Genomic DNA, 16,105 nt, shown 5'->3' on the forward strand with positions numbered 1-16,105 from the left:
CACGTGATTCGAGTGTAGGTGGGGAGTTTTCGGCGTCGCACGGGGTTCCGCTCCCGGCGCACGCCTGGCGCCCGGGGCCGGGGGTGCATCCTGCGTCCGCGGGGAGCGTCCGCGCCGGGACGCGCGAAGGGCGCCACCGCTACGGTGACGCCCTCCGAATGACCGGCCCCCCGGCCCGGTCGGTGCCTGGTCAGGCTAGACGCGCGAGCGCTTGCGACCGGTGATGAGGCCGTAGATGAAGAGAACGATCAGCGCGCCGATGACGGCGAACAGGATGGACATCAGCGAGAACGTCCCGCCGAGGTCGACGCCGAGGATGCTTCCGCCGATGAAGCCGCCGAGGAAGGCCCCGATGACGCCGAGCAGCATCGTGATGAAGATGCCGCCGCCCTGCTTGCCGGGCATGATCAGCTTGGCGAGGGCGCCGGCGATAAGGCCGAGGATGAGGAATCCGATGAAACTCATGAGGTGCTCCTTGAGTGATGTGAGCCGCCGCTGTGACACGGCCGGCTCTCCAATAAATGTGATGCACCGGAGTGCAACTTGCTCCTACTGTACTTCATCAGCCTGCTTAGCGTGTGATCCTGAGATCATGCTAATCCTGCTTAGCAAGAATTGGCCACTGAAATCGAGGTTCACGTCCTCCGGCGGAGGCCGATACCGGATCGATGCCCGCCGAGGCCATACAGCAGGCGGTCGGGCCGTAGGATGACGGCATGCGGGCCACGTCGGCAGCACGCGGCAAGGTGAGTGAAACCGCTGGGGTATTTCTCGAGAACAGTCAGTGTCGCCAACCCGAAGGGATTCTCATCATGCGAATCGGATCATCAATCTTTCTTATTGCACTCGGTGCAATTCTCGCGTTCGCCGTCCAGGTCCAGGTCTCCTTCGTGGACCTCGCCCTGGTGGGCTACATCCTGATGGCCGTGGGCGTCGTCGGACTCATCGCGTCCCTCGTCCTGGCCGCGCCCCGGAGGCAGGCGCGCGTCTCGGAGTCCCGCTCCGTCGTCGACCCGAACACCGGCGAGACGATCACGCGGCGCGAGTCCCGAGACACCGGCCTCTGAGCAGGCGGCACCGAACGACAGCATGTGAACACCTGAGCAGGTTCACTGGGCCACGAACGAAGGCCGGGGCATCATGCCCCGGCCTTCGTCATGTCCGCTTGCTTCTGGTCGGAAGAGAAAGTGCTTGACGTCACATCAGAAGCGAAGATAGAGTCACTCAAACGCAGATAAGCAAACATCCGTTCTGCGACGATCCTCGTACACCATGACGACGACGGCACGACGATGGAGTCCCATGTTCGCCGAAGAGCGCTACCGCCAGATCAGCGGTCTGGTCTCCGCGGAAGGCCGCGTCACCGTCGCGGGCCTCTCCTCGCGGTTCGGTATCACCAAGGAGACCGTGCGCCGCGATCTCGCCCTCCTGGAGAGCGACGGCGTGCTGCGCCGGGTCCACGGCGGCGCGATCTCCGGCAGCGGTGCCACCACCAACGAGCCCAGCCTCTCCAGCCGTGCCTCGCAGCACTCGCCCGAGAAGAAACGCATCGCCCTCGCCGCACTTGCCCTCGTGCCCGCAACCGGCGCCGTCCTGCTGGACGCCGGCAGCACCATCGGAGCCCTCGCGGACGAACTGGTCGAGGAGGCCGGCGCCGGCCTCACCGTCGTCACGCACTCCGTCCCGGTCGCCGCCGCCCTCTCCGGCGCCGGGCTCAGCGTGGAGTTGGTGGGAGGCCGCGTGCGGGCCCTGACGAGTGCCGCCGTCGGCAGCAGCACCGTGGCGCACCTCGGGCGGCTCCGCGCGGATCTCGCGTTCATCGGCACGAACGGCATCTCGGCGGGCTTCGGCCTGAGCACGCCGGACACCGACGAGGCCGCCGTGAAGACCGCCATCATCCGCAGCGCACGCCGCGTCGTCCTGCTCGCCGACTCGTCCAAGTTCGACGAGGAGTCGCTCGTCGCTTTCGCCCACCTGGAGGACCTCGATGTGCTCATCACCGACCGCGCACCCGCCCCGCCCCTCGCGGACGCCCTCGCCGACGCCGATGTGGAGGTGATCGTCGCGTGATCCTGACCCTGACCCTCAATCCGAGCATGGACCGCACCGTCGCGATCGCCGCGCCGCTCGCCCGTGGTGCCGTCCAGCGCGCCACCCACGTCAGTCAGGAGGCCGGCGGCAAGGGCGTCAATGTGAGCCGGGCGCTCACCGCCTCCGGCACCCGGACCCTCGCCATCCTGCCCGGCGACGACGACGACGCCGTCGTCGCGGGCCTCCGCAGCACGTCGGTGCCCTTCCGGAACCTGCCCATCGGAGCAGGCCTGCGCATCAACACGGCGATCACCGAGCCGGACGGCACCACCACGAAGATCAACGAACCCGGCCCCGAACTCACGGGCGCCCAGCTCGACGCCCTGCTCGACGCCGTCGTCACCGAGGTGGACGGCGCCGACTGGCTGGTGCTCGCCGGATCCCTCCCGCCCGGCGTACCGGTGACCTTCTACACGAGGGTCACCGCAGCCGTCCGGGATGCCTACGGCCTCGATGCCCCGCTCATCGCCATCGATTCGAGCGGTTCGCCGCTGATCGAGGCCGCGGCGGGAGTGCCCGCTCCCGATCTGCTCAAACCAAATGCCGAGGAGCTGAGCGAACTCACCGGCATCGGCTCGGGGGACGAGCTCGAGCACGACCACGAGGCTGCGGCGAGGGCCTGCGCCGTGCTGATCACCGCGGGCGTCGGTGCCGTGCTCGCAACCCTCGGGTCCAAGGGCGCCCTGCTCGTCACGAGCGCGGGTGCCTGGCACGCCGTGCACCCACCCATCACCACACGCTCCACGGTCGGCGCGGGAGACTCCGCGCTGGCCGGGTACCTCCTGGCGCACAGTGCCGGCGAACTGCCGGAGAACTGCCTGCGTCAGGCCGTGGCGCACGGATCGGCAGCCGCAGGGCTTCCGGGCTCCACCGTTCCGTCGCTCGACCAGACCACGCCGGCCGCCGTCGTCGTCACACCCCTCGAGGTCACGATGCCCGTGATCGAACCACGCGAAACCGGGTCCGTCGCGGGACCAACCGCACAGGAGGAAAGCTGATGTCCCAACTCATCACCCCGGAGCTCGTTGCTCTGGACGTCGACCTGGGGGCCGAGCGCTCCTCGGTGATCCGGTTCCTCGCGGAGCAGGTCGCGGCGCAGGGCCGCTCCACCGAGGTGGACGGCCTGTACGCGGACGCCCTCGCCCGTGAGGAGAAGACCTCCACCGGCGTTCCGGGTGGCATCGCCATCCCGCACTGCCGCTCGAAGGCCGTCTCGGAGGCGACTCTCGCCATGGCCCGCCTCTCCCCCGGCGTCGATTTCGGTGCCAAGGACGGCCCCGCCGACCTCGTGTTCTTCATCGCGGCCCCGGACGGCGCCGACCAGGAGCACCTGAAGCTGCTCTCCAAGCTCGCCCGCTCGCTGATCAAAAAAGACTTCACGGCCTCGCTCCGCGCCGCGCGCACTCCCGATGACGTCGTCGCGCTCGTCAACGGTGCCCTCGGCATCGGCGACGCGGCCACCGGGACGACGGCGGCAGGAACCGCCGGCGCAGGCGCGCACGCTGCGTCGTCGCAGGCCTCCGGACAGCACGCCTCGCAGCACGGCGACCACGCCTCGGAAGCCGCAGCGACCCTGGGCACCTCTCCGGCGGGCACGGACACCACCGGTCCCGCCGTCGACCATGGCGCTGGTGGCAGTGCGGGCACCGGCACGAAGGTCCGTCGCCTCGTCGCCGTCACCGCGTGCCCCACGGGCATCGCCCACACCTACATGGCGGCCGACTCCCTCGTCGCCGCGGCGAAGGAGCGCGGCATCGACCTGCAGGTCGAGACGCAGGGCTCCTCCGGTGCCACGCCGCTCGACCCCGCCGTGATCGCCGCAGCGGACGCCGTCATCTTCGCCGTGGACGTCGACGTGCGGGACAAGCAGCGCTTCGCCGGGCTTCCCGTGATCTCCTCGCCCGTCAAGCGCGGCATCGACGAGCCGGGCGAGATGGTCGAGGAGGCCCTCGCGGCAGCGGACAACCCGAACGCGCGTCGCGTCGCCGGCACCGCCGGTGAGCAGCAGTCGGACGACGACGGCGGCAGGGACAGCATCGGCAGCACCCTCAAGCGGGCACTCCTCACCGGCGTCAGCTACATGATCCCCTTCGTCGCCGGCGGCGGTCTGCTGATCGCGCTGGGCTTCCTGCTCGGCGGCTACCTCATCACCGAGACCGCCGATGCGATCACGCTCGAGAACAGCCTCACCAACCTCCCGGAGGGCGGGCTCGCCACGTACCTCGGGGCGGTCGCCTTCAAGATCGGGCAGCTCTCCCTCGGGTTCCTGATCCCAGCACTCGCCGGCTACATCGCGTACGCGCTGGCGGACCGGCCCGGTATCGCACCGGGCTTCGTCGCGGGTGCCGTCGCCGGCTTCATGGGTGCCGGGTTCCTCGGCGGGATCGTCGGCGGCCTGCTCGCCGGCTACGTGGCCCTGATGATCGGGCGGATCGCCGTTCCGAAGTGGCTCCGCAGTCTCATGCCGGTCGTCATCATCCCGCTCGTGGCCTCGATCGTCGCCTCCGGGCTCATGTTCCTCGTCCTCGGTGGCCCCATCGCCGCGATCACCACGGGGCTGAACTCCTGGCTCTCCGGCCTGACCGGCACTGCAGCACTCGGCCTCGGCGTGATCCTGGGCCTCATGATGGCCATCGATCTCGGTGGGCCCATCAACAAGGTGGCCTATTCCTTCGCGGTCGCCGGGCTGAGCACCGGATCGGTGGTGGACAACCCCGCTCCCCTGCAGATCATGGCCGCGGTCATGGGCGCCGGCATGGTGCCGCCCCTCGCGATGGCCCTCGCGACCCTGCTCGACAAGCGCAGGTTCACGCTGGCCGAGCGGGAGAACGGTAAGGCCGCATGGCTGCTCGGAGCGGCGTTCATCTCCGAGGGTGCCATCCCGTTCGCCGCCGCCGACCCGCTCCGCGTCATCCCTGCCTCGCTCCTCGGTTCCGCGGCGACGGGCGCCATCATCATGGGCACCGGCGTCACATCGCAGGCTCCGCACGGCGGGTTCTTCGTCTTCTTCGCGATCGGCAACCTGCCGCTGTTCATCGTGGCGATCATCGTCGGGACGATCATCTCGGCCCTCGCCGTCATCGCCCTGAAGCGCTTCGCGACCAGGAAGACGAACACGCCCGTCGCGGAACCGGTTGCAGCCTGACCCCACGTCCGGTTGGCTGTACGGGATACCACCTAGAGAAGGAGCATCACCATGGCAGAACGCAAGGCAACAGTGGCCAGCCGCGTAGGGCTGCACGCTCGGCCCGCGTCGATCTTCGCCGAGGCCGCGGGTGAGCTGCCCCTCGAGGTCACCATCGCCATGGACGGCGAACCCGCGGAGGAGGCCATGGACGCCTCGAGCATCCTCTCCCTCATGAGCCTCGGCGCATCGCACGGTGACGTCGTGGTGCTCCGTGCGGAGGGCGACGGCGCCGAGGATGCCCTCGAGGGACTGGCCCGGATCATCGAGACGGACCACGACGCCGAGTAGGCGCACGCAGGTCGGCGACGCCGATCACGGAAAAGGGCGCCTCCCGCTGCTGGCAAGCAACGGGAGGCGCCCTCTGTGTCGTCCCCAGATGGTTCGAGTGACTGGGTCCACCCGTTCTCATGGACACAGCCACTCGCCTGATAACCATCCGCTGACCCCCCACGGACAGCGGCAGTTACATAATCATAATTTTTACACACGATCATGAATCTGTGAATCACCGTAGGACACGTTTGCATCTCATTACTCCGGGGAGTGCCGGAGAACCGGGCCTCCGTACCGCTCCAGCCTCAGGCGAGCAGGTTGGCGTGCCGCTCCCGACGCCGGATCATCGTGCGTCCGATGCGGATGAGGCACAGCCCCACCACGGTCAGGACGATCGCCGTGAAGGGCAGCACGATGTCCCACTGCCGCAGGTCGATCGACGTCAGCCGCAGCAGGACGAACACCACCACGAGACCGAACCCGCTGGCCAGGAAGGCACAGGCGACCCTGTGGATGGCCCGTGATCGCGCGTCCAGTACGGAGGCCACCGCCGGCAGGACGAGACAGGCCGACACGTATCCGGGGTAGAGCCTGCCGACGGCCGCGTACTGCTGGACCGTGTCCTGGTCATCGAAGGCGTACAGCGACCGTGAGCTCGTGGGCAGCTCGCTGGCGACGAAGAAATACAGCGTGGCGATCACCGTCAGCGCAAGGATCGCCACGCCGAACGGCCCGATGATCAGCCGCTTCCCGAGCGCGGAACCGAAGGCCGCCGCCATGCGCACACCGAGGAGCACGAACACGGCATACAGAACGAAGCGGAGCACGAGGTTCGCCACGTTGACGCCGCCCAGAGCCGCGTCCACCACTTCGTAGATCGGTGAGAGGGACAGCGCCACGGCTGCCGTCAGGAGGACGAGAGCGGCGAAGACGGTCCGGCCCTGCCCGTTCCTCAGCCCGGGCACACGGATCACGGCCCCCACTGCGCACAGGGCCAGCGCCCCCCACTGGATGATGGCCGGGTTCATCCGAGGTTCTCCCACATGGCGCGATCCTTCGTGTCGTCGAGCTCGGAACGTCTGATCTGCTTGCCGAGCACGTCGAGCCTGTCGCGGGCCAGGAACACGAGATCGAGGTCCGGCATGGCACACAGGGCGCGAGCCCGTCCGTCCTCCGGCCAGCCACCCTCCTCGGGCGTGAGCAGACCGGTGACCACAAGACCGCTCGTCAGCGAGACCCCGGCGATGCGCGCGGCCTCCACGGCGATCTCCGGGGCGAGCCGCCCGGCCGTGAGTTGCGCGGACAGGTTCTGCCGGGCCACGCCGGTCCTGAGGGCGATCTGCTGGCGGAGATCACCCGGGTCCACCGCCTCGATCCATGCCCGCACGGAGTTCCGGTGCGGGAACGGGGCGAGCTGCAACTGGAGGTCCGTCCCCGCGCACTCCTCGTCAGCGCTGCGTGCCAGCAGCAGGCGGAGGATGTCGATGTGGGAGACCTGGCTGACCAGTTCGGCATCGGTGGGGGTGCGCACGCCCGCCGGGACGTCCTCGTACCCGTCGAACTCGGCGAGGGCCCGCACCGGGGAGACGCCGTACCCCCGGGCGATCGCGACGACGGTCGCGACGGACACCTTCCCGCGCACCAACTGCTGCGCGAGGGTCGACCGTTTGATCCCGGCGACACGGCAGACGTCCGTCACGGTGGCCTGCGGGGCGACGCGGGAACGCCACAGCTGAAAGGCTTTTGCTGTGACGGCCATTCTCACCTTTCGATTGGACTTTCCAGTGTCCCGTCGAAGTATACTGAGATCGCTGGCTCCGAATTCTGCGATTCCCCCATACGCAGAACTCGGAGCCAGCTCCAGTTAACCGGCGCTGCGAGCCCGCCTCACCAACGCACCTTCTTCTCCTTCTTGCCCTGCTTCCCGCTCTCGTGCGCCGCTTTCGCGTGGCCTGCACCGGTTCCCGCGGAGGGCTTGGCCGCCTGGTTCTTCTTCTCCAGGGCGAGCCTCGCGCGCGGATCGTCGAGCAGTTTGCGAGCGCGAGCCGCTGCGGCGTCGGTGCGTTCCGATTCCTCGGACGTGACTGATTTCTTGGGTGTGCTGGTCATGGGGTTCCTTCCGTTCGGAGCGCTCACTCAGCAACGGCGGACCCCACGGCGCGCACCATCAGCTGCGGCGACGGGTGTCGAGGACCGGGTTCAGTGGGCGCACTTGGAGTGATGACATCGACAAGATGCGGTGAGATCGGCGGAGCCGTCTCGCTACTGAAACAGGATTGTCCTCATGCCCTCGAACGTACACCCGCCGTGCGGGCCCGGGCAAGGGAGTGGTGCTCCGCGGGTCAGCGCTGCCGCGACCCGTTCACGGTGATGTCCACGTAGACGAGCCGGTGGTCGCTCGTGGGGAACGGGAAGATGCCCGTCAGTTCGGACCCCGGCTGTCCTACGCGGGGCCAGAAGACGCCGGAGCCGGCCACCCGCAGTCCGCGGGACGGGAGCACGTAGTCCACGCGCACGTTGCCGGCGTTCCGGTCCTCGAAGTCGGCCGTGTCCAGCGCGGCGTCGCCCTGATGGATCGCGTTCGCGCCACCCTGCAGCGCCGAGGCCTCGACGGCACCCCGCGACGTGGGCGTCGGATCCTGCACGAGCTTGTTCTGCAGCAGCTGGTCGATGGACCCCTCGCGGGAGTCGCCGTCGAGGGGGTCGCTGTTCTGGTCCCCCATGATGACGAAGCGCTCGCCGCGCTTCAGGCCGCCCGTGCCGCCGTCGTCGTCGTAGATGTAGGAGGCGGCCGCGCCCGAGGTCACGTAGTCGGACCAGAAGCGGATCTCGTCGCTGTTGCGCCTGCCGTTGCGGTCCTCGGCGCCGTCGAACACGGGCGGGGTGGGGTGACTGGCGAGGACGTGCACGGTACGGCCGCCCACGGTCACGGGGACGTCCCAGTGCGATTTGCTGGACAGCGGCAGCGCGTTCAGTTCCTCGGGCGAGTACCAGTCGCCGGGCGTCGCGGTGGCCGCGTTGTCGGGCAGGAGGGCCCCGGGCATGTCGTTCCACAGGAAGGTCCGGAAGGTGCGGACGTCCTGCTGCTCGATGGGGTAGCGGGAGTAGATGACCATGCCGTACTGGCCCTCGAAAGTGCCGAAGCCCAGGGCGTCGTCCGCGCCACCCACCGTGCCGTCGTTGTTGAGGTCGAACCCGCTCGGCACGCCCGTATTGGAGGGCGCCGTGTACACGTACGGGTAGTCGATCGGGGTACGGCCGTTCTGGCCCACCGCGAGGTAGTTGTCACGGAACAGGTTCGCGGCCCTGTCGTCCGGGACGTAGTCGAACTCGTTGAGCAGCAGGACGTCCGGGCGGTTGATCTGCACCACCTCGGCGATGGCCCGGGCCTGGGCGTTGCCGCGCGTGCTGAGGTCCCTGACCAGATCCCCTGCCGCGAGGCGGTTGAGGCTCGCGTTGTAGGTCGCGAACCGGAGGGGCGTCCGGGCGTCGGCCGACGCCCCTGTCCCCAATGATCGGGTTTCGTCCGCGGGGTCCGCGAGCGCCGCGGGGGCCGAGGTGACGAGAAGGCAGGCCGTCAGTACGGCGACCGAGCAGTGTGCGCGTACTCGCATGAGGACCCTTCAGCTCCCGGCCGAACGGCCCCAGGGACACAGCTCGGCACCGATGATCGTGCTTCCGTCCTTCGAGCCTAACGGCGCTCCGAGGACGGAAGGAGTCCGGGAGGTAACGATTCGACGTCGCACGGTGGCCCGTCCGGCGCGCCGCCGGATCATCCGGTCGGGACTCCCCGGACAGGACCGGTCAAGGGGCGGATCCGGCCGAACATCCTGCCCCGGATAGGCCGGGGCCGTGCGACGCTGGGCCGTCGATCCACGCCGTCGGCCAGGTCGGTCAGCAGGACGACCAGGGAGAGGTGTGGTGTGCCGCTCCGGATGCAGGCGTTCGGGTGGGGTGCCGTCGCGGGCGCCGCCCTCCTCATCGGCGCCGCGATCGCACGGCGCTGGCGCGTCCCGCCGCAGGTGGTGTCCTACGTCATGGCGTTCGGCGCCGGCGCGCTCATCTCCGCTCTCGCGTTCGAACTGGTCGCCGAGGCCGAGGAGACGGGCGGCCTGGCGCCCACGGCGCTCGGCTTCCTCGCCGCGCGCTCACCCATGTCGGCGGGAATGTCCTGCTCGCCCACCGGGGCGCGCAGCACCGAAAACGCTCGGGCTCCCAGCAGCCCACCGAGGACGACGCCGGGAGCGGCAACGCGGTCGCGCTCGGGGCCCTGCTGGACGGTGTCCCGGAGTCGGTGGTCCTCGGGCTCGGGCTGGTGGCCGGAGGGGCGATCAACCCCGCCGTGCTCGTCGCGGTGTTCGTCTCCAACGTGCCGGAGGGTCTCTCGAGCAGCGCGGGCATGAAGAACGCGGCCCGCAGCGCGCGGTACGTGTTCGGACTCTGGGGTGGGATCGCGCTGGCCTCCGGGCTCGCCGCCCTCGCGGGCTACACCCTCCTGGCAGAGGCTCCGGGCGGCACCATCGCCTTCATCACCGCGATCGCCACCGGCGCCATCCTCGCCATGGTCGCGGACACCATGATCCCCGAGGCGTTCGAACGGCAGCACCTGCTCACCGGGCTGATCGCCGCGCTCGGTTTCCTGTCGGCCTTCGTGGTGCACGAGCTTGCCGGCTGATCCCTCACACGCAGAAGGGGTCCCGGCGCGTACCGGAACCCCTCCTGCGTGGCGGTGGGCCCTGTGGGGCTCGAACCCACGACCCACGGATTAAAAGTCCATTGCTCTAGCCAACTGAGCTAAGGGCCCGCCGCATCGTGCCCGGCCGGCGGGAGCCGCCGTCGTGCAGCGATGACCCGTCCACTTTATCGCAGAAGGCCTCCGCCCCGGGTACGGCGGCAGGGCCGGTGAACCGCAGGAGTATCCTCGTCCCATGGACGGCGACTACACCAACAAGAGCCCTCGGCCGCACAAGCCGAAGCCTTTCGCACCCATGGATTTCGAGGTGTTCGCGGGTGGCGTGGACCCCTCCCGGGTGTCCGAGGCGGCACACATGGCGGCGCACGCACTGGTGCACCACGGACGCGATGCCGATGATCCCGACGTCACCCGGCGGCTCGTCGAGCTCGCCGACCAGCAGGGTCTCGAGGCCATCGCGGAGATGTGGGCGGAAAGCCCCGCACGCTCCCTCCCGGGCGCCCTCTGGCGGCTGTACGCACTGCGGGCGGCGACCCAGCAGAACCCTGAGCGCATCGCCGCGTACTTCACGTCGGGCAAGGAGGTGGCGCAGGTCTCGAAAGTGGTGGCCGGGGTCGCCGAGCCGCCGGGTGCCGCGGAGATGACCGCGATGGCGGACACCATCCTCTCCGGCGCCTTCGAGGGCGAGTTCGACGTCGCGCTGGAACGCTTCGCCGCGTTCTGCCGGGTGATCGCCCTCGGACAGGCGAACCACGCCGACGACGCCGAGATCGCCAACGGCGCCCACGCCTCCAAACTCACGCGGAACTCCCACCAACTGATCAAGACGGCCGAGGACCTCGAGCACGCCGCGTCGTCGTGGCGTCGCGGGGAGCTCGACTGAACGTCCCGGGGACCGATGTTGACACGGGCTGCGGGGAGGGCAAGACTTGAAGAGGCGTCGGACCGTGGAACCCCCGGGCTTCAACACTCAGCCGCTTCGAGCGGCCTTCCGCCGAGAGGCGCTCCCGGTTCGGCGCCACTACTTTGCCCCGACGCAGTGCGTCCGGTACCGCCCGCCGCACTGAGAGCTCCGTGCCCGTCCAGGAAGACTCCGTGAAACTACGCCTCTTCCCACAGGAGAACGCCGGGCTCGAACTCCTCTCGCGGATGGCGCAGCAACTCGTCCTCGGCGTCGGCACCATGTCCGCCATCCTCGGGGCCTCCACCCAGGAGTACGACCGCCTCGTGGAGGAACTCCACCAGCACGAGTCCGCGTCGACCGACCTGCACTTCGCCCTCCTCACCTCCATGCGGTCCTCCTTCATCAACCCCCTGCCGCGGGAGGACCTCTATGCGCTGTCGCGGCTGCTCAACGAGGCGATCGAGAAGCTCGACGGCGCCGGTGAGCTGATCGCCCTGTACAAGCTGAGCAAGCTCAGCCGCCGGGCCGCGGACCAGCTCGAGGTCATCAACCGGCAGGCCGAGCTCACCGCCACCGCGATGCAGCGCCTCACGTCCATGGAGGACCTCGAGGAGTACTGGATCGAGATCCTCCGGCTCTCCCGCCGCGCGGAGCGGACGCACCGCAGCTGGTGCGCCGAACTCCTGAACGACCACAAGCCGCTCGTCTACGCCCGGCACCGGGACGTGGCGAACCAGCTCGTCGACGTCACGAAGGACATCCGGAGGGTCGCCACGCAGGTTGGCGGCATCATCGTCAAGGAATCGTAGGTGGAGCCCCTCCTCCTCGGTGCCGTCGTGGCCACGGCCGGCTGTTTCGCCTTCCTCAACGGCTTCCACGACGTCTCCAACTCGGTGGCCACTGCGGTGCGTACGCGGGCGCTCACGCCCACCGTCGCCGTCCTGCTCGTGGCCCTGTTCAACCTCGTGGGCGCGCTCCTCAGCACCTCCCTGGCACTCTTCTTCACGGACGCCGCCATCGGGCTCCCCTCGGGCACCGTTGGACTCGGCATCCTCATGGGGGCCCTGCTCGCAGCCTGCCTCTGGGGACTGTTCACGTGGTACCGCGGCAAGCCATCCTCGTCCACGCACGCCCTGCTCGGCGGCCTCGTGGGAGCCGGCGCCGCGTCCCAGCTGACCAGCGGCCCGTCCATGGACGGCATGGGCCGGATGCTCCTGCTCCAGATCGCACTGCCGCTCGTGCTCTCGCCCGTCGTCGCCTACGTGCTCGCCTACGTGGCGGTGTTCCCGGCCACGTGGCTGCTGCGCAACGGCTCCCCCGCGGCTGTGAACCGCGGCAACCGCATGGCGCAGTCGGTGCTGGCCGGGGCGTTCGCACTGGGGCACGGGCTCCAGGACGGACAGCGCACCATGGCGGTGATCCTGCTCGCGCTGGTGGGCTCCGGCTACGCCGTCGGCTCGGACATGCCGCTCTGGGTCCAGGTGTTCGCCGCCGTGCTGCTGGCCACGGGATCACTGTTCGGCGGCTGGCGGATCACCCACACCCTCGGCAACAAGCTGGTCCGTGTAGATCCGCTGCGCGGCATGACGGCGCAGGGAGTGAGCTCGGTGATGCTCTTCATCGGGGCCATCTCGCTCCACGTGCCGCTCTCGAGCACGCACACCATGACCTCGGCGATCGTGGGCGCAGGTGCGAACGGCCACAGCGCCTCCGTGCAGCGTCCCACCGTGATTCGCATCCTCGCGGTCTGGCTGACCACCGCGCCGGCGACCGCCTTGATGGGCGCCATCTTCTTCCTCGCCCTGAGCCCGCTGCTCTAGGTCGCCGGCAGGGATCGACCCTCACGATTCCCGGTGCCGCCGCGGCGGCTGTCCGGACACGGGGTTCCTTTACCCCTTCCGCGGGACATCTGCCCCGGGTTTGCGGCCCACGGCCGGACGCACGACGACGGCGGCCCCGGAAGGAGCCGCCGTCGTCGTTCGCGGTGCTGTGCCGCAGTGCGTCAGGGGTTTACCCGAAGCGACCGGAGACGTAGTCCTCCGTGGCCTTGATACTCGGGTTGTTGAAGATCGTGGTGGTGTCGTCGTACTCGATGAGCTTGCCCGGCTTGCCCGTCCCGGCGATGTTGAAGAACGCCGTGCGGTCGGACACGCGTGCTGCCTGCTGCATGTTGTGCGTCACGATGACCACCGTGTACTCGGCCTTGAGTTCGTTGATGAGGTCCTCGATCGCGAGCGTCGAGATGGGGTCGAGCGCGGAGCACGGCTCGTCCATGAGGATGACCTGCGGCGAGACGGCGATGGCGCGGGCGATGCAGAGGCGCTGCTGCTGGCCACCCGAGAGACCGGAGCCGGGACGTCCCAGGCGGTCCTTCACCTCGTTCCACAGGTTGGCTCCCCGCAGCGACTTCTCGACGAGCGCGTCCGCGTCCGACTTGCTGATGCGCTTGTCGTTGAGCTTGACGCCGGCGAGCACGTTGTCACGGATGGACATGGTGGGGAACGGGTTGGGGCGCTGGAAGACCATGCCGATCTGGCCACGAACGGTCACCGGGTCCACCGCGGAGTCGTAGAGATTGTCGCCGTCCAGCAGCACCTCACCCTCGACGCGCGCGCCGGGGATGACCTCGTGCATGCGGTTCAGGGTGCGGAGGAACGTGGACTTGCCGCAGCCCGAGGGGCCGATGAACGCCGTGACGGAGCGTGCCTCGATGTTGATGTTGACGTCCTCCACGGCAAGGAACTTGCTGTAGTAGACGTTCAGGTCCTTGACGTCGATTCGCTTGGACATTCTTTCCTTATCGTTTCGGGTCGGGCGGCAGGCCGCGGATCAGCGGCTGGTCTTGGGCGCGAACGCCCGGGCGACCAGACGGGCCACGAGGTTGAGGAGCATCACCATCACGATGAGGATCAGCGCCGCCGCCCAGGCGCGCTGGGTGCTCGCGTCGATGTTCGTCGGGGAGGTGGGCGTGAGGATCTGGTAGTAGATGAACGTGGGGAGGGTGCTCATCCAGCCACCGAAGACGTTGACGTTGATGGAACTCGCGAAGCCCGCCGTGACGAGGATAGGCGCCGTCTCACCGATCACGCGCGCGATCGCGAGGGTTACGCCAGAGGCGATACCGGAGATCGCCGTCGGCACCACCACCTTCACGATCGTGCGCCACTTGCGGACGCCGAGCGCGTAGGCCGCCTCGCGCAGCTCGTTCGGGACGATCTTCAGCATCTCCTCCGTGGAGCGCACCACGACCGGGATCATCAGCACCGACAGCGCGACCGCCGCCACGAAGCCCGTTCTGGTGCCCGGACCGAAGAGCAGGGCGAAGAAGGCTGCGGCGAACAGGCCCGCGACGATCGAGGGGATGCCGGTCATGACGTCCACGAAGAAGGTGATCGCGCGGTCCAGCGTGCCGCCCGTGCCGTACTCGACGAGGTACACGGCGGCCATCAGACCGATCGGCACCGAGATGAGCGTGGCCCACAGGGTGATCTGCAGCGTCCCGACGATCGCGTGGTAAGCGCCGCCCAGCACCGGCGCGCCGGTCTCCTTCGAGGCGTTGTCGGTCGCGCCGGTGACGCCATTCATCGAGGTGAAGAAGAAGTCGTAGGAGAGCCCGGGCAGGCCGCGCTCGAGGACCGTCCAGATGACGGAGAGCAGCGGGAGGAGCGCGATGATGAAGCACCCGTACACCAGGTACGTCATGAGGGAGTCCGATGCCTTCCGGCCGCCCTCCTTCACGGCGGTGACCACCGTGGCGCCGATGATGAAGAACACGGCAGCGAGGAAGGCCCACAGGAACACGTTGAAGCCGATCACGGCGGCAGCGGCCGCACCGAGGACGACGGCGGCGGCGAGCACCACCCAGACCACGTACGAGGGCATCCTGCCCTTCGTCAGCTGCGACTTCCGCTTTTCAAGAGTTGAGCTGCTCATGTCAGTTGGCTCCCGAGAATTCCTTGTGGCGGCTGATGATCAAGCGCGCGATGATGTTGACCGCCAGGGTGATGACGAAGAGCACGAGGCCGGCTGCGATGAGCTCGCTGAGCCGCAGCCCGAACGCCTCCGGGAAGTTGAGGGCGATCTCGGCGGCGATCGTCTGGTTGCCGGACTGGATGAGGCTGGCCCCGAGGGCGCCTCCCGAGAGCACGAGCGCAACGGCCATGGTCTCACCGAGGGCCCTGCCGAGACCGAGCATCGCGGCACTGACGATGCCTGCGCGGGCGAAGGGCAGGACCGCCATCCGGATCATCTCGAGGCGCGTGGCGCCCATGGCGAGCGCGGCTTCCTCGTGGAGCGTGGGCGTCTGCAGGAAGATCTCACGGCTGAGGGACGTGATGATGGGGAGCACCATGACCGCGAGCACGATGCCCGCCGTGAGGATGGTACGGCCGGTCTGGCTCGCCGGGCCGGCGAAGATGGGCAGCCAGCCGAGGTTCGTGGCGAGCCAGCCGTACCCGGAGGCGAGAAGGGGAGCAAGGACTGCATAACCCCAGGCTCCGTAGACGACCGACGGGATGGCCGCGAGCAGGTCGATCAGGTACCCGAAGCCCATGGCCAGGCGCCGAGGCGCGTAGTGCGAGATGAAGAGCGCCACGCCGATGCCGAGGGGGGTCGCGATGAGCAGCGCGATCGCGGCCGCGATGACTGTCCCGACGACGATCGGGAAGATGTAGGTGCCGAAGCCCTCTCCACCGGTGATGTCCGTGGGGTCGGCGCTGAACGTGGGCAGAGCCTGGATGACGAGGAACAGGGCGACACCGAACAGGACTGCCAGGATGAGGCAGCCCGCGGCGAGGGTGGCCCCGGAGAAGACCTTGTCTCCGGACTTACCTCCCACCTCTCTCTTGGCCAGAGTGTTGGTCGACACGGGGAACCCTTCAGAGCGAGTGGTGGGCGCTACGCGCCTGGATCAGGATCGCGGAGCCGGTGAGAACCGGATCGTACCGCGGACGGCGCA

At 68.7% G+C, this 16,105-nt stretch carries 16 protein-coding genes, 1 tRNA gene and 1 pseudogene; 9 read left to right on the plus strand and 9 right to left on the minus strand.

The genetic code is table 11. The features are described from left to right. Positions 1-195: 195 nt before the first annotated feature. Positions 196-465 carry a GlsB/YeaQ/YmgE family stress response membrane protein gene (locus tag AC4D12_RS09880; RefSeq protein WP_490949754.1) on the minus strand — a complete coding sequence of 90 codons (270 nt, stop codon included), beginning with the start codon at positions 463-465 and terminating at the stop codon, positions 196-198. 347 nt (positions 466-812) lie between these two features. Between AC4D12_RS09880 and AC4D12_RS09885 the strand changes: the two genes are divergently transcribed. The 5 genes from AC4D12_RS09885 (at position 813) to AC4D12_RS09905 (ending at position 5,566) form a co-directional block, all read left to right on the plus strand. Beyond that, complete coding sequence (locus tag AC4D12_RS09885) at positions 813-1,067, plus strand: DUF6458 family protein (protein WP_490949755.1); 255 nt, start codon at positions 813-815, stop codon at positions 1,065-1,067. A gap of 235 nt (positions 1,068-1,302) precedes the next feature. Beyond that, on the plus strand, positions 1,303-2,070 hold the full coding sequence (locus AC4D12_RS09890; RefSeq protein WP_490949756.1) for a DeoR/GlpR family DNA-binding transcription regulator: 768 nt from the start codon (positions 1,303-1,305) through the stop codon (positions 2,068-2,070). Next, the gene (locus tag AC4D12_RS09895; protein ID WP_490949757.1) at positions 2,067-3,089 is read left to right on the plus strand and encodes a 1-phosphofructokinase family hexose kinase; all 1,023 of its coding nucleotides are present in this window, start codon (positions 2,067-2,069) and stop codon (positions 3,087-3,089) included. The genes AC4D12_RS09890 and AC4D12_RS09895 overlap by 4 nt, the downstream gene beginning before the upstream one ends. After that, positions 3,089-5,236, plus strand: a complete 2,148-nt coding sequence (locus AC4D12_RS09900) for a PTS fructose transporter subunit IIABC (RefSeq protein WP_490949758.1) — start codon at positions 3,089-3,091, stop codon at positions 5,234-5,236. The genes AC4D12_RS09895 and AC4D12_RS09900 overlap by 1 nt, the downstream gene beginning before the upstream one ends. A 51-nt stretch (positions 5,237-5,287) precedes the next feature. Then, entirely contained in the window at positions 5,288-5,566 is a 279-nt protein-coding gene (locus AC4D12_RS09905) for an HPr family phosphocarrier protein (RefSeq protein ID WP_490949759.1), read from the plus strand. A gap of 290 nt (positions 5,567-5,856) precedes the next feature. Here AC4D12_RS09905 and AC4D12_RS09910 read toward each other — a convergent pair whose 3' ends face one another. The 4 genes from AC4D12_RS09910 to AC4D12_RS09925 all read right to left on the minus strand — a co-directional run bounded on the left by AC4D12_RS09910 (position 5,857) and on the right by AC4D12_RS09925 (position 9,165). After that, a complete protein-coding gene (locus AC4D12_RS09910; protein ID WP_490949760.1) occupies positions 5,857-6,579 on the minus strand; it encodes a hypothetical protein in 723 nt (240 codons plus the stop codon). Beyond that, on the minus strand, positions 6,576-7,310 hold the full coding sequence (locus AC4D12_RS09915; RefSeq protein ID WP_490949761.1) for a hypothetical protein: 735 nt from the start codon (positions 7,308-7,310) through the stop codon (positions 6,576-6,578). The genes AC4D12_RS09910 and AC4D12_RS09915 overlap by 4 nt, the downstream gene beginning before the upstream one ends. 128 nt (positions 7,311-7,438) lie before the next feature. After that, a complete protein-coding gene (locus AC4D12_RS09920) occupies positions 7,439-7,660 on the minus strand; it encodes a hypothetical protein (RefSeq protein ID WP_490949762.1) in 222 nt (73 codons plus the stop codon). A gap of 233 nt (positions 7,661-7,893) precedes the next feature. Then, a complete protein-coding gene (locus AC4D12_RS09925; protein ID WP_490949763.1) occupies positions 7,894-9,165 on the minus strand; it encodes an endonuclease/exonuclease/phosphatase family protein in 1,272 nt (423 codons plus the stop codon). A 309-nt stretch (positions 9,166-9,474) separates the two neighbouring features. Here AC4D12_RS09925 and AC4D12_RS09930 point away from each other — a divergent pair. Next, positions 9,475-10,226: pseudogene (locus tag AC4D12_RS09930) on the plus strand (ZIP family metal transporter). A gap of 55 nt (positions 10,227-10,281) precedes the next feature. Here AC4D12_RS09930 and AC4D12_RS09935 read toward each other — a convergent pair. Then, positions 10,282-10,355 (minus strand) — tRNA-Lys (locus AC4D12_RS09935). 124 nt (positions 10,356-10,479) lie between these two features. On the opposite strand from AC4D12_RS09935, the gene AC4D12_RS09940 reads away from it, so the two are divergent. The 3 genes from AC4D12_RS09940 to AC4D12_RS09950 all read left to right on the plus strand — a co-directional run bounded on the left by AC4D12_RS09940 (position 10,480) and on the right by AC4D12_RS09950 (position 12,968). Further along, entirely contained in the window at positions 10,480-11,127 is a 648-nt protein-coding gene (locus AC4D12_RS09940; protein WP_490949764.1) for a hypothetical protein, read from the plus strand. Positions 11,128-11,339: 212 nt separating this feature from the next. After that, a complete protein-coding gene (locus AC4D12_RS09945; RefSeq protein WP_490949765.1) occupies positions 11,340-11,957 on the plus strand; it encodes a DUF47 domain-containing protein in 618 nt (205 codons plus the stop codon). Next, complete coding sequence (locus AC4D12_RS09950) at positions 11,958-12,968, plus strand: inorganic phosphate transporter (RefSeq protein ID WP_490949766.1); 1,011 nt, start codon at positions 11,958-11,960, stop codon at positions 12,966-12,968. 190 nt (positions 12,969-13,158) lie between these two features. Here the strand turns inward: AC4D12_RS09950 and pstB are convergent, their stop codons facing one another. The 3 genes from pstB to pstC are packed head-to-tail and all read right to left on the minus strand — an operon-like array spanning position 13,159 to position 16,015. Continuing rightward, positions 13,159-13,938 carry a phosphate ABC transporter ATP-binding protein PstB gene (gene pstB / locus AC4D12_RS09955; RefSeq protein ID WP_490949767.1) on the minus strand — a complete coding sequence of 260 codons (780 nt, stop codon included), beginning with the start codon at positions 13,936-13,938 and terminating at the stop codon, positions 13,159-13,161. A gap of 39 nt (positions 13,939-13,977) precedes the next feature. After that, complete coding sequence (gene pstA / locus AC4D12_RS09960) at positions 13,978-15,081, minus strand: phosphate ABC transporter permease PstA (RefSeq protein ID WP_490949768.1); 1,104 nt, start codon at positions 15,079-15,081, stop codon at positions 13,978-13,980. Position 15,082: 1 nt separating this feature from the next. After that, positions 15,083-16,015: a phosphate ABC transporter permease subunit PstC gene (gene pstC / locus AC4D12_RS09965; RefSeq protein WP_490949769.1), complete on the minus strand. Its 933-nt coding sequence runs from the start codon at positions 16,013-16,015 to the stop codon at positions 15,083-15,085. Positions 16,016-16,105: the final 90 nt, after the last annotated feature.

The organism is Arthrobacter sp. TJ-266 (genome assembly GCF_058269115.1).